Annotated in this window: 17 protein-coding genes and 1 tRNA gene; 13 read left to right on the top strand and 5 right to left on the bottom strand. The window is 65.7% G+C overall.

Annotated elements, in window-relative coordinates; genetic code table 11:
- Window positions 1-934: beta-ketoacyl synthase N-terminal-like domain-containing protein (locus GSQ79_RS16265; RefSeq protein ID WP_158809734.1), on the bottom strand; the 934-nt coding region annotated here is incomplete at its 3' end.
- A gap of 279 nt (window positions 935-1,213) precedes the next feature.
- Between GSQ79_RS16265 and GSQ79_RS16260 the strand changes: the two genes are divergently transcribed.
- The gene (locus GSQ79_RS16260; protein ID WP_158809733.1) at window positions 1,214-3,343 is read left to right on the top strand and encodes a bifunctional diguanylate cyclase/phosphodiesterase; all 2,130 of its coding nucleotides are present in this window, start codon (window positions 1,214-1,216) and stop codon (window positions 3,341-3,343) included.
- On the opposite strand, the gene GSQ79_RS29015 is transcribed toward GSQ79_RS16260, so the two are convergent.
- Complete coding sequence (locus GSQ79_RS29015) at window positions 3,340-4,317, bottom strand: hypothetical protein (protein ID WP_210253113.1); 978 nt, start codon at window positions 4,315-4,317, stop codon at window positions 3,340-3,342. The genes GSQ79_RS16260 and GSQ79_RS29015 overlap by 4 nt on opposite strands.
- Window positions 4,318-4,481: 164 nt before the next feature.
- On the opposite strand from GSQ79_RS29015, the gene GSQ79_RS16250 reads away from it, so the two are divergent.
- Window positions 4,482-5,216, top strand: coding sequence for a hypothetical protein (locus GSQ79_RS16250; protein ID WP_158809732.1), 735 nt, complete (start codon window positions 4,482-4,484; stop codon window positions 5,214-5,216).
- Between the two features lie 84 nt (window positions 5,217-5,300).
- A tRNA-Asp gene (locus GSQ79_RS16245) sits at window positions 5,301-5,377 on the top strand.
- A 104-nt stretch (window positions 5,378-5,481) separates the two neighbouring features.
- On the opposite strand, the gene GSQ79_RS16240 is transcribed toward GSQ79_RS16245, so the two are convergent.
- Complete coding sequence (locus tag GSQ79_RS16240; RefSeq protein WP_158809731.1) at window positions 5,482-6,417, bottom strand: methyltransferase domain-containing protein; 936 nt, start codon at window positions 6,415-6,417, stop codon at window positions 5,482-5,484.
- 239 nt (window positions 6,418-6,656) lie between these two features.
- On the opposite strand from GSQ79_RS16240, the gene GSQ79_RS16235 reads away from it, so the two are divergent.
- The 10 genes from GSQ79_RS16235 (at window position 6,657) to GSQ79_RS16190 (ending at window position 13,529) form a co-directional block, all read left to right on the top strand.
- Window positions 6,657-6,875: a hypothetical protein gene (locus GSQ79_RS16235; RefSeq protein WP_158809730.1), complete on the top strand. Its 219-nt coding sequence runs from the start codon at window positions 6,657-6,659 to the stop codon at window positions 6,873-6,875.
- Window positions 6,876-6,987: 112 nt separating this feature from the next.
- Window positions 6,988-7,242 carry an Lrp/AsnC ligand binding domain-containing protein gene (locus tag GSQ79_RS16230; protein WP_158809729.1) on the top strand — a complete coding sequence of 85 codons (255 nt, stop codon included), beginning with the start codon at window positions 6,988-6,990 and terminating at the stop codon, window positions 7,240-7,242.
- A 97-nt stretch (window positions 7,243-7,339) separates the two neighbouring features.
- A complete protein-coding gene (locus GSQ79_RS16225) occupies window positions 7,340-8,569 on the top strand; it encodes a L,D-transpeptidase (RefSeq protein ID WP_158809728.1) in 1,230 nt (409 codons plus the stop codon).
- Between the two features lie 96 nt (window positions 8,570-8,665).
- Complete coding sequence (locus GSQ79_RS16220; RefSeq protein WP_158809727.1) at window positions 8,666-9,907, top strand: GNAT family N-acetyltransferase; 1,242 nt, start codon at window positions 8,666-8,668, stop codon at window positions 9,905-9,907.
- Window positions 9,904-10,350, top strand: coding sequence for an HIT domain-containing protein (locus GSQ79_RS16215; RefSeq protein ID WP_158809726.1), 447 nt, complete (start codon window positions 9,904-9,906; stop codon window positions 10,348-10,350). Before GSQ79_RS16220 ends, GSQ79_RS16215 begins: the two co-directional genes overlap by 4 nt.
- A gap of 4 nt (window positions 10,351-10,354) precedes the next feature.
- Window positions 10,355-10,996 carry a phosphohydrolase gene (locus GSQ79_RS16210; RefSeq protein WP_158809725.1) on the top strand — a complete coding sequence of 214 codons (642 nt, stop codon included), beginning with the start codon at window positions 10,355-10,357 and terminating at the stop codon, window positions 10,994-10,996.
- 2 nt (window positions 10,997-10,998) lie between these two features.
- Window positions 10,999-11,886: a LysR family transcriptional regulator gene (locus GSQ79_RS16205; protein WP_158809724.1), complete on the top strand. Its 888-nt coding sequence runs from the start codon at window positions 10,999-11,001 to the stop codon at window positions 11,884-11,886.
- A gap of 35 nt (window positions 11,887-11,921) precedes the next feature.
- Window positions 11,922-12,704, top strand: coding sequence for an aspartate/glutamate racemase family protein (locus tag GSQ79_RS16200; protein ID WP_368669948.1), 783 nt, complete (start codon window positions 11,922-11,924; stop codon window positions 12,702-12,704).
- A 43-nt stretch (window positions 12,705-12,747) separates the two neighbouring features.
- Window positions 12,748-13,284, top strand: coding sequence for a tyrosine phosphatase family protein (locus GSQ79_RS16195; RefSeq protein WP_158809723.1), 537 nt, complete (start codon window positions 12,748-12,750; stop codon window positions 13,282-13,284).
- Window positions 13,221-13,529 carry an exodeoxyribonuclease VII small subunit gene (locus tag GSQ79_RS16190; RefSeq protein WP_158809722.1) on the top strand — a complete coding sequence of 103 codons (309 nt, stop codon included), beginning with the start codon at window positions 13,221-13,223 and terminating at the stop codon, window positions 13,527-13,529. Before GSQ79_RS16195 ends, GSQ79_RS16190 begins: the two co-directional genes overlap by 64 nt.
- Window positions 13,530-13,744: 215 nt before the next feature.
- Here the strand turns inward: GSQ79_RS16190 and GSQ79_RS16185 are convergent, their stop codons facing one another.
- Both GSQ79_RS16185 and glyS read right to left on the bottom strand, forming a co-directional pair.
- A complete protein-coding gene (locus GSQ79_RS16185) occupies window positions 13,745-13,966 on the bottom strand; it encodes a DUF3072 domain-containing protein (protein ID WP_158809721.1) in 222 nt (73 codons plus the stop codon).
- Between the two features lie 254 nt (window positions 13,967-14,220).
- Window positions 14,221-15,783: glycine--tRNA ligase subunit beta (glyS, locus tag GSQ79_RS16180; protein WP_158809720.1), on the bottom strand; the 1,563-nt coding region annotated here is incomplete at its 5' end.

Below are 15,783 nucleotides of genomic sequence, written 5' to 3'. Positions count from 1 at the left end.
GGGCGTTGAGGTGCTGACCCTCCGAAGCCGTGATGCCGGCCTGCGCCAGGGCGATCCGCATCGCGTCCGCCGCGCCGCGCCCGTCCTCAGGACCCGACGTGATGTGATAGGCATCCGCCGTGGTGCCGTAACCCACAAGCTCCGCGATCGGCGTGGCTCCACGCGCAAGCGCGTGCTCAAGGCTTTCGAGAACGAGGACGCCGGCGCCCTCCCCCATGACGAACCCATCGCGGGCGGTATCGAAGGGACGCGAGGCCTTCGACGGCTCGTCGTTGAAGCCTGTCGACAAAGCCCGCGCCGCGGCGAAGCTGCCGAGCGCGACGGTCTCGATGGTGGATTCCGCACCGCCGCACACGGCAACGTCGGCTTCGCCCGACCGGATGAGGCGCGCACCGTCGCCGAGCGCCTGAACGCTGGCCGCGCAAGCGGTGACGGGGGTGCCCAGAGGCCCCCAGAACCCATGCCGTATCGAGATCTGTCCGGCGGCGAGGTTCGCAAGGAACGAGGGAACCGTGAACGGCGAGAGGCGCCGGACGCCCAGCGTGTCGGCGGTCCTGACCGCGCCCACGATGTTGGGAAAGCCGCCGATCCCGCTGGCGATGATCGTGGCGGTCCGCCGCCGGTCGTCATCGTCGGCCGGGATCCAGCCAGCCTGCCGGATCGCTTCATCGGCGGCAGCCAAGGCGAAGAGAATGAAACGGTCCATCTTCTTCCGGTCTTTTAGCGGAGCGGCGCGATCGGGGTCGAAGCCGGCTTCGGCGTCCTCCGCCAGATCCGGAACGATCCCGGCGAGCTTGGCCGGCAGATCGCCCGCCACGCTATCGCTCAGGCGCCTGATCCCGGACCGGCCGGCGAGCAGACGCGACCATGCGGCCTCCGTTCCGCAGCCCAATGGCGAGACAAGCCCCATCCCCGTGACAACGACGCGACGCATGAATTTCCTTCCGCGATGTCTCAGCGACCGGCCTGACTGGGGCTCGCCGCGAGCAAGCCCTCGACCGCCGCCCGGTCCACAGGTCCAGGCCGCGCTATTATATGTTACATGACATATAATAAATTCGCGGGCAAAAGAAACGCGTCTCACATCGCATCGCTGCGCCGGCGGGACGGCTGATCGCCATAAGATTGCGCGCGATCAGCTGCCGAATTTAACGGTTGCTTCAAAGCTTCGACCGCATCGTGGCATACGACATGACGGCAACGAGGTGCGGCGGTGTTTCCCCAGGACGATGATCGCCGAGGGCTCCTGGCCGACCTCGCCGAGACCAACCGCCTTTTAAAGCTCGCGGAGCAGATCGCGCACGTCGGGCATTGGCGCCTCTATTTCGCGACCGGTGAACGCCAGTGGTCCGATGAGACCTACCGCATTTTCGGTCAGGATCCGACGATGCCGGTCCCGGCGGTGACGGCGAACTGGAACGGCTATCTCGAGAGCGATTGGGCGCTCGTGCGATCCACGCTCAGAAGTGCGATCGACAATCAGCAGGATTTCACGGTCGAGGCTCGGGTCATTCGTCCCAACGGCGAGATCCGCAACGTGGAGATCCGAGGGATCTACGATCTGGCGAACGGCGGAAAATCGTTGTTCGGCGTCATCATCGATCTGACCGACCAAAAACAGGCGGAAGCGCGCTACCGCCTTCTCGCTGACCACACGACAGATATGATCGTGCATGCGGATCGGCATTCCAAGCGACTTTATGTGTCCCCCTCGTCGCGCGACCTGCTGGGCTTCGAGCCCGACGACCTCGTGGGACGCCAGGTCGGAGGCCTTTTGCATCCCGCCGACGAGCAGGCTCACCGCGACATCACCCAAGGTCTCGAACGCGGCGAGATCGAACATGCGGCCAACCGGCAGCGCTTCACGCGAAAAGACGGCACCCATGTCTGGACCGAAAGTCGGTTTCGGATCCTTCGCGATGAATTGGGCGCGCCAAATGGCTACATCGTCTCCATCCGCGATTGCTCGCTCAGCAAGGCGGCGGAAGACGATGCGGAACGCATGGCGCGCCACGATCCCCTCACGGGGCTCGGCAACCGCACCCTGTTTCGCGAGCGTCTCGATCAGGCGATCGCCTCGCTCGGCGACGATGGGACGACCTTCGCTCTGCTCTGGATGGACCTCGACCGCTTCAAAGCGATCAACGACTCTTTCGGCCATCTCCTCGGCGACCGCGCGCTCTCGATCATCGCCGATCGCATCACATCGGTGGTCGATCCGGCCGACACCGTCGCGCGCCTCGGCGGCGACGAGTTCATCATCTTGATGAACAAAAGCATTCCTGCACGAGCGGAAGCGCTGGCGCAGCAGGTGATGGTCGCGGTGTCGCGGCCGATCGACCTGGATGGCCAGCGTTTGTGCGTCGGCGTCAGCATCGGGATCGCCTCGCTCCCGGTGGAGTCGTGCCAGGCAGACGTCCTGTTGAAGAATGCCGACCTCGCCCTGTATCGCGCCAAAAGAAGCGGCCGGAACACCTTCTGCTGGTTCGAAAGCGCCATGGAAGCGACCGGCCAAGCACGGCTTCGCATGGAGATCGAAATGCAGGCCGCCATCCGCAACGGCGGTTTCGTCCTGCACTATCAGCCGATCCTCGACATCAATGATGGCGAGATCCACGGCAGCGAGGCTCTCGTCCGCTGGCGCCATCCCGAGCGGGGCATGATCCCGCCCAGCGATTTCATTCCACTTGCCGAAGAGACCGGCCTCATCGTGCCACTGGGCGACTGGGTGCTGCACGAGGCCTGTCGCGAAGCCGCGCAATGGCCGGGAAGCCCGCAGATCGCCGTCAACGTCTCGGGCTGCCAGTTCACGCCGCAAGGCCTCGAAGCCCGTGTCATAGCCGCCTTGAACGCGTCCGGGCTGGATCCGGCGCGCCTCGAACTCGAGATCACAGAGAGCGTGCTGATCGACGACGAGGACACGGTGCTGAAAAGTCTGGTCAGGCTGCGCAGCCTCGGGGTCAAGATCGCTCTCGACGATTTCGGCACGGGCTACTCATCGCTGAGTTACCTCCGGCGGTTCCAGTTCGACCGGATCAAGATCGACCGGTCTTTCGTGAACGAGATCGCCAGCCCGAGTGCCGCCGCGATCATCAGGGCCGTTGCCGGTCTCGCCTCGGAAATGGGGATCAAGGTCACGGCCGAAGGCATCGAAACGCCCGAGCAACTCCGCCTGGTGCGCGAGTATGGCTGTACTCATGCCCAGGGCTTCCTGTTCAGCCGCCCGACCGAATCGCATCACGTGCGGGCCCTGCTGGCACGTCAGCAAAGTCGCCGTCAGACGAGCGCCCCCACCTGGACCGGCCCGCTGCCGGACGCCGCAGTGCTGCGCGAAACGGGCTAGCGCCGGTCCGCGCTCGCCATCCGGCTGCCCGTGCGCGCATCGAGGTCGGCCTTCAGCAGATCGAATCCATGCTTCGACAGAGCGGCCGAATGCTGCGCCAAGGCGCTCATGAAGCGTTTCGTGGCGGGCTGTTTCGCGCCCCTGGCGCTGACGGAGAGGACCGCGTCAACACCGACGGCGCGAAGCGTCTCGCCGGGTTTCGCCAAACCGGGATAGGCGTCGGCGGCGATCGTGGCATCGACCGCCCCTGCGGGCAACGAAGCGTTGTCCGGCCACGCCAGCAGATGCAGGCCGGATCGCGACATGGTCTTCAGACGCTCGAACGGCTGGGGCGCCAGCACGACCACGGCGTCGATATCGCCCGTCGAGGCGCCGTCGAGCGCATTATCGAGATCGAGCGGTGTTTCCTTGACGCTCACGCCGAGCGCCTGGAACGCCTTGCGCGCCGCGTCCTGTCCGGGGCTGCCGTCCGCTCCAAAGCTGACGACATGATCGCGGAGATCCTCGACGCGGGTGATCTTTCCGCCAGCGATGATGTGCAGTTGTTCGGTGAACAATTTGGCATCGCGATAGACCGTCGAATCGCTCGCCGGCTGCAACGCCGTCTTGACCGCGAAATCGGCGGTCTCGGGCGGCGTCTTGACGATTTTGATCGGCTGGCCCGGCAGCACGCTGGTCAGACCTTTCAAACGCCCGATCTCCGCCTCGTCGGCGGCGATGGTCAGCGGGTGCACCACTTTGGGCGCCGGCTTGGCGGCCGGCGCCGATGCCGCAGCAGGAGCGGGCGGTGTCGGATCGCTCGCCGCCTGTGGCGCCGGTGCCGCATCCGCCGAATGGAAGAAACAGGGAAACGAGCACTCCGGCTTCGCCGGCGGCGCTGCTCCGTCTTCACCGCGAGCGACGCCGCTCGCGCTCAACAAACCGATCAGAATCAACGCACTATGGGCGCCGAACCGTGTGTTTCCGTTCGTCATGACGCAACCCTCACTCACAAGCGGCAAAGGTTAAGCATCCATTAAGGCGAAAATATTTGGCATCCATGGCGATAAAGCCACAGCTGCGGCATCGCCGTCGCTTGCACTGTTGCGTCGGCCCTCTAGTCTCGTCGTTCGAGCTCGATCCGACCAAGCGAGGTTTCATGCGCTACCGCGTCACCGCCCCCAGCTTGGGCACGCTTCGCAGGCGGGCTCTCAGCCTCGCCCGGTCTGCAGCCGCCCTTGTCGTCGTCATGGCCGCCATGGGCGTGATGTCCGAGACCGCCCGCGCGGACGAGGAAATGACCTTTCAGGCCGCGACGATCCACGACAAGCATTGCACCCGCGGCCGGGCCTGCCCCTCGGTCATCGCCGCCAGCGGCCGGATTACCGAGCGCACCCCGCAGATGTTCCTCGATTTCCTCGAGCAGCACGGCGGTCGCAATTTGCACGCGGTCGTCTTCCTCGATTCGCCCGGCGGCGGCGTGATGGCGTCGATGGAGTTCGGCGCCCTGCTCCGCCAGGTCGGCGCCGCCGCGGTCGTGGCCCGTGTGATGGTGGACAGCCGCGGCGAGCCGGTGATCGTCAACGCCCAATGCTTTTCCGCCTGTGTCTATGCCCTGATCGGCGCCCGAAAGCGTGTGATCCCCCGCGAGAGCGAAGTGGGAATCCACCGCATGTTCCTCTCCGTGGACGGCATCGATCCCGCCACCGAAGAAGCCCTGCGCGCACAACGCGGCGACAACAGCGACATGCAGGCGTTCCTCTCCCGCTACACCAGCAAGATGGGCGTGAGCCCCGCGCTGATCGCCCGCGCCGAACATACTCCGTCGCAGAGCCTCTACATTCTGTCCCGCGCCGACATCCGCCGCTGGCATCTCGGCGTGCCTAATCTGTGAAAGGAATGGGCGACCCGCGGAACGTCCTTGACTTGCCGCGGCGGGTTGCGTATCCGACCACTCTCGCTGAGCGACAAGCTTTGCGGGGGAGTAGCTCAGTTGGTTAGAGCGCCGGCCTGTCACGCCGGAGGTCGCGGGTTCGAGTCCCGTCTCTCTCGCCATCAGCGCGGCAATCACCAGCATCTCCCTATCGCGGCCCACGAAGCAATCCGATGAGTCGGATGCGTTCGCGTCTCGATGCCCGACGGTAAGGTTCTGCCGCTTGCTAAATCACGCGAGCCGGCGCGCCGGGCAGAACGGCGACGATGCTGATGTGCCCGGACTCACGAACTTTCGCCGATAGCACTTTCAGGCCGCTGTCCGTCAGCAGCTGGCTCAGTCCCGCCACTGAAAAGAACGTTAAATGTTCCCGCAGCGCCACGAACAGCAGCGGCGGCACCATGCGGAACTTGATGCGGGTCGCTGTCGATAAGAAGTCGAAGAGCATGAACCTCAGCGGCCGCCTTGCGAGCCAGGTGATCCAACGTTTCTGGATCGCCGAGCCGTTGAACGACATCGCCTTGAAGGCCTCGTCGGGCACTTCAATGAAATAGGCCGTGCCGGGTTGGCCCAACGAGACGAGCGCGTCGATGTAGGCCCTCGGATCCGTCAGATGTTCGAGCACATGGCAGCTCAGCACCAAATCCCATCTGCCAGCCACCATGGTTTCGTGATCGACGGCAATGATGCCCGGCTCAGTTGCCGCGCCGGAGATCTCATAGACGGCTCTGTGCGACGCACGCAGATCCAGCAGCATCTGGCCACGGTCGCCGCCATGGTCCAGCACCGCGTCGAACGCATCGGAAAGTCCGCTTTCGGCCAGCGCCTGATTCAAAACGACACGGCGCTGGCGCATCTTGGCCTCGCCGCCGATTTCATCGTTGAAAGCACGCGTGTACCAGGGTTCAAACCGGTGGCGCTGCCGAAAGTAATCGTCGCCGCGGTAGCCCGCGTAAAGTCGCGCCAACTCAGCGTCGGTCACCGCATAGTCGAAGTAGCGCGTTTGGCACGACATGCAGCGGCGCATCGGAAGCACCTGCGGCGCCTGCAGCAGAGCACGCTTGGCGAAGAACGATGAGGACACACCCCATTCCCGAACGAGATCGCTTGACTGGCAGCAAAAGCAGCGATCACTCGATCGCGCGCGCTCGATGTCTGCCATGCCAGACCCCTCGAAATGCGCGGTGATCGAATCGCACCCATGCATTCGTCGCGCTCGAATTTGACGACAAAACATCCCGGCACAACGGCTTCAATCGGAACGAACGGCTGATCCTTGAGGGTTTCGTCTTAGGACCGCGCTAACAATGTTTGCAGCCCACCCTAAAATCACGCCCGGCCAACGCAACGCTTTAGCTCCTGATCTGTTTGAGGAACGCAAAGTCACAGATCGGACCCAATATGACGCTTTCAAAAACTGCTTTCGCTGTCGCCATCGGCTGCGGCATTGTCCTCGGCGCCCTGTCTTCGGCGGATGCGGCCAAGGGCCGTCACCATATGATCGGCCACAGCCACAAGGGTTTTTCGTCCACCAAGCGTCCGGGTCGCACGACGCCGGCAGCGGTTGGTCCCGGCGGCGCGGGCGAAATGGGCCCGGCCAGCGGCAGCGTCGGCAAGTAAGCGCGTCCGCCTGACAGGGCCACGGTCCCCGTCATCGATGTTGTGAGCACCCGCGTGGAGAGCTAAGACGCTTTCGCCGGGTGGCTCCGCATCCAGAGGCAAGGATCGCATCGTGAAGACCCTGATCGTGCAAATCAAATGCAAGCTTGGCGCGGCCTACGGCGTGGCGGCGGCCATCGTCGACGACGTGCAGGGCTGCCAGATCTACTCGATCTCGGGCGCCTACGACCTCCTGGCTATCATCAATCTCGACGACGATGTCGATCCCGGCGTGTTCGTGACCGGTAAGCTGCACGCCGTGCCCGGCATCGCCGATACTAACACGATGATCGCCTTCAACGCCTTCACCCCTTCGACGAAATTCTGACGAGCCGGCCCGGCGTCACGGATTGTGGGGCGCTTCGGGATACGGATGCGCTTTGCGGCGTTGCGCTTTAATCGTCGACTGATTCTGGGAGGCTTACGTGACTCGGCTCGTCTTGCAGGCTTTCACCGCTCTCGCCGCGTCACTTTTAGCCGGCGCCGCCTCGGCCCAGGCGCCGGTCGCCGCTCCAGGCTCGCCACCGCCGATGGTGGCCGACCCGATCGCGACCGAAATCGGCAAAAAGCCGGCGGCGGTCGGCGAGCGGGTGTTTTCGCCCTCGGCGATTTCCAACCTGTTGCAGCAGACCAATCCCGCCGCGACGTCGCTCGAGCCGTCGCATGACGCCGCCGCGGCGACCAACGCCAAAGCGAAATTGACGCCTGAAGGCATGCAGAAGGTGCGCTTCGCGCCGCCAAGCGGCAATGCCAAGACGGTCGACCCCGTGGTGTTGAAGGCCGAAATCCTGCTTGACCGAGCCCATGCCCCGCCCGGCGTCATCGACGGTAAGCTTGGCGGCAATGTCACCAAGGCGTTAGCCGTGTTCGAGCAGACCCACGGCCTGCCCGTCGACGGCAAGCTGTCTCAGGCGGTGTGGGACGCGCTCGGCGGCGACAATGCCGCGCCGGTGCTCGGCACCTACGAAATCACCAAGGAGGATGTCGCCGGGCCGTTCTATCCGGATCTGCCGAGCGACTATGCCGAACTCGCAAAGCTCCCGGACTCCGGCTACCACGGCCCCGCCGAAATGTTCGGCGAGCGCTTTCACATGGACAAGCGCTTTCTCCAGGCGTTGAACCCCGCCGCCGACCTTGGCGTCGCCGGCACTAAGATCATCGTCGCGGAGGTCGAGAGCCTGCCGCTGGTGTCGAAGATCGCCCGCATCGACGTCGACAAGGCCAAAGGCCAGGTCCAGGCGTACGATGCCCAGAACAACCTCATCGTCGCCTATCCCGCGACCATCGGCAGCGAGGAACTGCCCTCGCCGTCCGGCTCCTACACCGTCAAGGGCGTCGCCTGGCACCCCGTCTACAGCTACGACCCGAAGAAGAACTTTCAGCAGGGCAGCAACACCGAACGGCTGACCCTGCCCGCCGGGCCGAACAACCCGGTCGGTGCGGTGTTCATTGCCCTGTCGAAGCCGACCTACGGGATCCACGGGACGCCGGATCCCTCCAAGATCGACAAGACGCGGTCGCACGGCTGTGTGCGCCTGACCAACTGGAATGCGCAGGAACTGGCGCATATCGTGCGCTTCGGCATCCCGGTGAACTTTATCGACAAGCCAGGCGAGGCGACGACGGAGGCGGCAGCCGCGCCGGCGCAGAAGTAGGTTCAACACACTGCGTTAGATGCGCCCCGCCACGGCATGCCGATTGCCCCGGCTGCAACGCGTCGGCTAGGCTGACACAAGCCCAAGGAGCGCCGAATGCCGTCTCTCCCCACCGTCCAGATCGCGCAGAATATTGCCGACATCGATGCCGCGCAATGGGATGCGTGCGCCAATCCGGCCACGCCATCAGGCGCCCTCGCGGTCGATGGGCTCGGCGACATCGTTGAAGACGTCACGCAAAGAGAGCGCTTCAACCCTTTCGTCACGCACGCCTTTTTAAAGGCGTTGGAAACGTCCAAGTCGGTCGGCGGCCGCTCCGGGTGGACCCCGACGCATGTGCTCGTCGAGAACCAGGCCGGGCGCCTGATGGCGGTCGCGCCGTGCTACCTGAAGACGCATTCGATGGGGGAATACGTGTTCGACCACGCCTGGGCCGACGCCTATACGCGCGCCGGGCTGGACTATTACCCCAAGGTGCAGGTCTGCGTGCCCTTCACCCCCGCGACCGGGCGCCGCCTGCTGGTCGCCGCCGACGCTGAGCCGATGGCGCTGGAAACGCTGATCGCGGGCCTGCGCGCCTGGCGCGCCAAGATCGACGCGTCATCCATCCACGTCACCTTCCCGACCAAGGCCGAGTGGGAGGCGATGGGCGCGTCGGGATTTTTGCAGCGAACCGGCCAACAATTCCACTTCATCAATCGCGGCTACGAAAACTTCGACGGCTTTCTCGACAGCCTCGCCTCGCGCAAGCGCAAGATGATCAAGCGCGAGCGCCGCGAGGCACTGGCCGACGGCATCACCATCGAGCCGCTGCGCGGGGCGGCGATCACCGAAGAGCACTGGGACGCCTTTTTCCATTTCTACATGGACACCGGTTCGCGGAAGTGGGGCCGCCCCTACCTGACCCGCGCCTTCTTCTCCGAGATCGGCGCCAGCATGGCCGACCGCATCCTGCTGGTGATGGCGAAACGCGACGGCAAGTACATCGCCGGTGCCATCAATTTTATTGGCGACGACGCGCTCTACGGGCGCAACTGGGGCGCCATCGAAGAACACCCGTTCCTGCATTTCGAGGTCTGCTATTACCAGGCGATCGAGTTCGCGATTGCCAACGGCTTGGCGCGGGTCGAGGCCGGCGCCCAGGGCGAGCACAAGCTCGCGCGGGGCTATGGCGCGGTGCCGACCTATTCGGCCCACGACATCCCCGATAAGCGCTTCGCTCGGGCCATCGACGATTACCTGCAGCGCGAACGCGCGGCGATCGACGAGGCGTTGGAAGAATACGGCGAACTGACACCCTTCAAAAAGACGGCGGTCTCGGGCATAGAGAGCGCATGACGCTTTCAGCACCGGCCTACGACGACAGCAACATTTTCGCGAAAATCCTGCGCGGGGAAATTCCCTGCCACCGGGTGTTCGAGGACGAGGTCGCGCTTGCCTTCATGGACGTGATGCCGCGCGGCGACGGCCACACGCTGGTCATCCCCAAGGTGCCGGCGCGCGGCCTGCTCGACCTGCCCTCCGACGCCCTGGCAGCCTTGATGCCGCGGGTGCAAACGGTCGCTGCGGCTGTCGTGACCGCGTTCGCGGCCGGCGGCTTCGTGCTGCAGCAGTTCAACGAGGCGGTGAGCGGCCAGCAGGTGTTTCACCTGCACTTCCACATCCTGCCGGCTTTCCCCGGCGTGCCGCTGCGCCCGCACACCGGCGAGATGCAGAAGCCGGAGATCTTGAAGGCGCATGCCGAGCGCGTTCGGGCCGTGCTGCAAGCAACCGCCGGCTGAGTCCGTGGCCACCGCGCCCAAGGAGCAGCCCCGGGACACCCGCGCCTGGGTCCGCCTGCCCTCCGGCAAGCGGCTCGACCTGCTGCATCCCACCCCCTTCGACTGGGACGACGAGGACCTGGCTCTCGGCCTCGCCCGCACCTATCGCTGGGGCGGGCACTCCGCCTGGCCGTTGCCGCTCTCCGTCGCCCAGCACTCGCTGCTGGTCCTGGCGATGCACCGCAAGTCGGCCAAGATCGCCGATGCCCGCGCGGATCTGCGCGAGTTGCTGCACGACGGCGACGAGGGCCTGCTCGGCTTCGACTGCATCTCGGTCATCAAGCCGTTCCTTGGCGACGCGTTTCGCGCGCTGACCCTGGAGCTGCAGCGCGCCGTGGCGATCCGCTACCGCGTCCCGCCCTTCGCGGCGGGGGAGGAGCGCGTGCACAAGAAGGCCGACCGCGTCGCCGCGGCGTCGGAGGCCGTGCATGTCGTCGGCTGGACCCGCGACGAGGTGCGCAACACGCTGCGCATTCCCTTCGAGCCGCTGACCGCCGATCCGCTCGCCGCGCTGTACGACTGCGCCCCGTGGGAGCCGTGGTCGCCTGCCCTCGCCGCCGAACGGTTTCTCGCGGAGCTGAAAACGCTGCAAGCCAAGGCGCGCTGAGGATGGAGCTGAAGTGGCTCGAGGACTTTTTGAGCCTGGCGCAGACCGGCAGCTTTTCCCGCTCGGCGGACGCGCGGCACATCACCCAATCCGCCTTCAGCCGACGCATCCAGGCGCTTGAATCCTGGCTCGGCGCGGCGCTGATCGACCGCAGCACCTATCCCACGACGCTGACGCCGGAAGGGCGGCAGTTTCGCGAGACGGCGGAGGACGCCGTGCGCATGCTGCACGCCAGCCGCCACGACCTGCAAGCCAGCACCCGCGCGCCGCGCCATGCGGTCTCGGTCGCCGCCCTCCACACGCTGGCGCTCACCTTTTTTCCCGGCTGGTTTCGCGCCATCGAAGCGCAGACAGGACCACTCGGCAGCCGGCTGCTGTCGGATGATTTTCATGCCTGCCTGCAGGCGCTGGTCGAGGGCGGCTACGATTTCCTGCTGACCTTCCATCATCCGAGCGCGCCGGTGCTGCTCGATCCCGCACTCTGTCCGCATCGCGTTATCGGGGTGGATCGCCTCGTCCTCGTCCATGCCGGCGACGCCGCCGACGCGCCGCTGCTCGGCTATGCCCAAAACTCGTTCCTCGGGCGTGTCGCCGCCTTTGCCCAGGCCGACACCGGTCCGCCCGCCACGCCGACACCGCACGTCAATGAGAACGCGATGGCGGAGGCCCTCAAGGCGATGGTGCTCGAAGGCCATGGCCGCGCCTGGCTGCCTCACAGCATCGTCGCCGCGGAGAGTCTGGCCGGCCGGCTCGCGATCGCCGGGCCTGCCGTGCCCCTGGAGATTCGCCTGTATCGCAACGCCAAGGCCCGCACGGTCGTCGAGACCGTGTGGGCGGCGGCGGAGGGTGTTGCTGGGCAAACCATGCGCGGTCGGACTGAGGTGGTCTGACACGGCATTGGACCCTGCCCGACGCCGGCCGCACCATGCTCTACGACAACGGGGTGCAGACGATGCTGGGTGTGTTGGGCGGCATGGGGCCGATGGCGACGGTCGATTTCATGCGCAAGCTGGTGGAGGCGACGCCGGCCACGTGTGACCAGGACCACCTGCAGACCCTCGTCTGTGCTGCGACGCGCATTCCCGATCGGACGGCAGCAATCCTCCGCCATGGCCCGGCCCCGCTTCCGGCGATGATTCTCGCGCTGCGCCGGCTGGAGGCCGCGGGCGCGACGCGCATCGCTATTCCCTGCAACACGGCGCACCATTGGCATCCCGCTCTCCAGGCGGCGACGGACCTGCCGATCCTGCACATCGTCGATGCGGTGACCGCCGCTCTCGCGCGGAAGAGGATCCACAGCGGACTCGTCGGTCTGTTGGCGACAGACGGGACGATCCGTGCCGGCGTCTACCAAAGTCACTTACCGGATGGCCTCGTCTGCCGCATGCCCGAGAACCAGAGCGCCGTAATGCGAGCGATCAGCCTCGTGAAGGCGGGACGAACGGCGGAAGCCAAATCGATTCTTCGCGCACAGGCCGATGCGTTGTTGGCCTCGGGCTGCCGCCAGGTCGTGCTCGCCTGCACGGAAATCCCGCTAGCCTTCGAGGGATTTACCGATCTGCGGCCTCACCTCCTCGATGCCACCGAGGCTCTGGCGCAGGCCTGCGTAGCAGCCTGCGTGGAGGGTCCTGTGCCGCCCGAAGGCGCCGCGTGGGGCGCGGCCACCATGAAGACGGCGCGGCGGCTTGAAAGCGCCATCCCGGTATGACACTCAAAGCTTTGGCCGGAGACGGTCGCCGCACGAGGTCGCCTTGCCCCAAATCTACGTTTGCCCGCTGGCGCAAATCCCCAACACCGTTCGCACCAGCGGCGCCCGCACGCTGCTGACTCTGATCAACAAGGGGACGCGGGTGCCGCGGCCGAAGGAAATCGCACCGGAGCGCCACCGCTTCGTCGCCATGTCAGACATCGTGCTGGCGCAGGATGGGCATATCCTGCCGAACGACGAGCATGTGGAAACCGTGCTGGCCGTGGCCCGCGCCTGGGACCAGGCCGAGCCGCTGCTGATCCACTGCTGGGCCGGCGTCAGCCGCTCGACGGCGGCTGCCTATATTTCCGCCTGCGCGCTCAGCGAGGACCGCTGCGAATTCGAGCTGGCGCGGACGCTGCGCGAGCGCTCGCCGACGGCCACGCCCAACGCGCTGATGGTCAGCGTCGCCGATCGCATTCTTGGCCGCCAAGGCCGGATGATCGAAGCCGTCGCCGCGATCGGCCGCGGCGCGGAATGCATGGAGGGCGTGCCCTTCGCGCTCGATCTTCTTCCCACAGAAAAAGGCAAAGCCGCTTGACCGATACACCTGCAGCCATCGCTACCATGCCCTTCGAGGCGGCGATGAAGGAACTCGAAAGCATCGTCGACCAGCTCGAAAAGGGGTCAGTTTCGCTCGAACAGTCGATCGCGATCTACGAGCGCGGCGAGGCGCTGAAATCGCATTGCGACGGGCTGCTGAAGAACGCCGAAGCGCGGATCGAGAAGATCACGCTGGGCTCCGGCGGCAGGCCGACGGGGACGGAACCGTTGGACGTGGCGTAGGGCCACATTCTTTACGCTGCGATCAAGACGTCCCGACATTGTCATCCCGGACGCCGAAGGCGATCCGGGATCCATGAACACCCCGCTTCGGCATGAGCCGCCGTCTTAACCCAGGCGTTCACATCGCAGCACGCCCTTGACACGGTTTGCATGGGTCCCGGGTTCTCGCTTCGCGAGCCCCAGGATGACACTGTTGGGACGCCAACCGTAGCAGCCTACGTCGCCAGCCCCGCTTTACCCCGCAGATCGTCGATGCGCATCGACGCCTCCGCCTTGGTGATCCCCTCCTCGAATTCCGTCTTCGTCTGCTCACTCAGCGTCTTCAGATAGGACGCCTGCGCGCCGGTCATCGGCTCGCCGCCGGTGGTCCAATCGGACGGATCCTTCTCGGTGTTGCTGTTCGGGGCGGGATCGGTTTTGGGATTGTGGTCGGTCATCATGGGCTCCTTTGTTCCCATAATGTTCTTATCCGGAGAAGGTTTCATCGGCCTGTCCCGGACCTTCCTGGCTGTCATCCTGGCCGGCGCAAAGCGCCGAGCCGGGATCCATGAACACGAAGCCGGGCGGGAGCCGCGATGGCGCAGGGCCTTAGGCTGCGGCATAACATGCAACATCGTGTGCATGGGTCCCGGCCTCGCACCTGCGGTGCGCGCCAGGATGACATTGTTGGGACCTGAACGATTGAGGAAAGCTACCCGCCGATGCGGGAAAAAACCGCGACCTCGTGGACGGCGTTGCGGAAGCCCGAGAGCAGGCGCAGGCGGTTGAGGCGCAAGGCGGGATCGTCGGCGTTGACCGTCACGTCCTCGAAAAACACGTCCAGCGGCGCGCGCAACGCCGCCAATGCCCGCATCGCGCCTTCAAAGTCTTCGCGGGCGACACAGGCGGCGGCTTCGCGGGCGGCGGGCGCGAGCGCGGCGGCGAGCGCCTGCTCCGCCGGCTCGACGGCCAGCGCCGGATCGAAGCTTTGCGCAAAACTTACGGCTTCGGCCTGCGCCTTCTTCTCTTCGGCTTTCAGGATGTTGGCGGCGCGGCGGTAGCCGGCGAGCAGGTTGGCGCCCTCGTCGCTGCCCAGAAACGCGCCCAGCGCCGCGACGCGACGCACCACCAGGGTGAAATCGTCGGAGCCGGCGCTGCCGAACACGGCATCGATGAGATCGTGCCGGGCCTTGGTCTCGCGCAGGTAGACCTTCAAACGCTCGGCGAAGAAGCCGAGGAGCTGGCCTAGCAGCCCCTGCTTGGCTTCGGCCGAGAGGCCGGCGGCCAGTTTGTCCGCGCGCGCGAGGGCCATGCCCGACGCTTCGAGGATCGGCAGCCGCAACGTGTTTTCCAACACCAGCCGGATCACGCCGAGCGCCGCGCGGCGCAGCGCATAAGGGTCCTTGCTCCCCGTCGGCTTCTCGTCGATCGCCCAGAAACCCACAAGAATGTCGAGCTTGTCGGCCAGCGCCACGGCCACCGACACCGGCGCCGTCGGAACGCGGTCGGTGGGACCCTGCGGCCGGTAATGGTCTTCCACGGCCGCGGCGACTTCTGATATCTCGCCCTGCGCGGCGGCGTAGTAGCGACCCATCAGGCCCTGCAACTCCGGAAATTCGCCGACCATTTCGGTGACGAGATCGGTCTTCGCCAACTCGGCCGCGCGCGAGGCCTGGGCCGCATCGGCGCCGACAAGCGGCGCCAGATCGGCAGCCAACGCCTTGAGCCGCGCGACGCGCTCGCCCTGCGTGCCGAGCTTGGCGTGGAACACGATCGTGTCGAGTTTCGGCAGGCGCTCGTCGAGCCTGATCTTGAGATCGCTCTCCCAGAAGAAGCGCGCATCCGACAGCCGCGCCCGCACCACTTTTCCGTTGCCCTCGGCGATGGCGACGCCGCCGTCGGACGCCTCGATGTTGGCGACGAGGATGAAGCGGTTGGCGAGTTTTTCGCTGCCGGCATGCTTCAGCACGAAGCATTTCTGGTTGGCGCGGATCGTCGCCCGGATGACTTCCGGCGGGATCTGCAGAAACGCCTCGTCGAACGTGCCCATCAGCACGACCGGCCATTCCACGAGCCCGGCGACCTCGTGCAGCAGGCCCTCGTCCTCGACGAGATCGAAGCCTTGGGCCAACGCAAGATCCTTGGCGTCGTGCAGAATGATGTCGCGGCGCCGCTCGGCGTCGAGCACCACTTTCGCCTTCTCCAGCGCCGGCGCGTAGTCGTCGAAGCGGCGGACCGCAAAAGCCCCCGGCGCCATGAAACGATGGCCCCTGGT

The sequence above is a fragment of the Beijerinckia sp. L45 genome, assembly GCF_009765775.1.
Classification (GTDB): Bacteria; Pseudomonadota; Alphaproteobacteria; order Rhizobiales; family Beijerinckiaceae; genus RH-AL1.
Note: the sequence above shows the minus strand (reverse complement) of the source record. Positions and strands in the feature narration are given on the sequence as shown.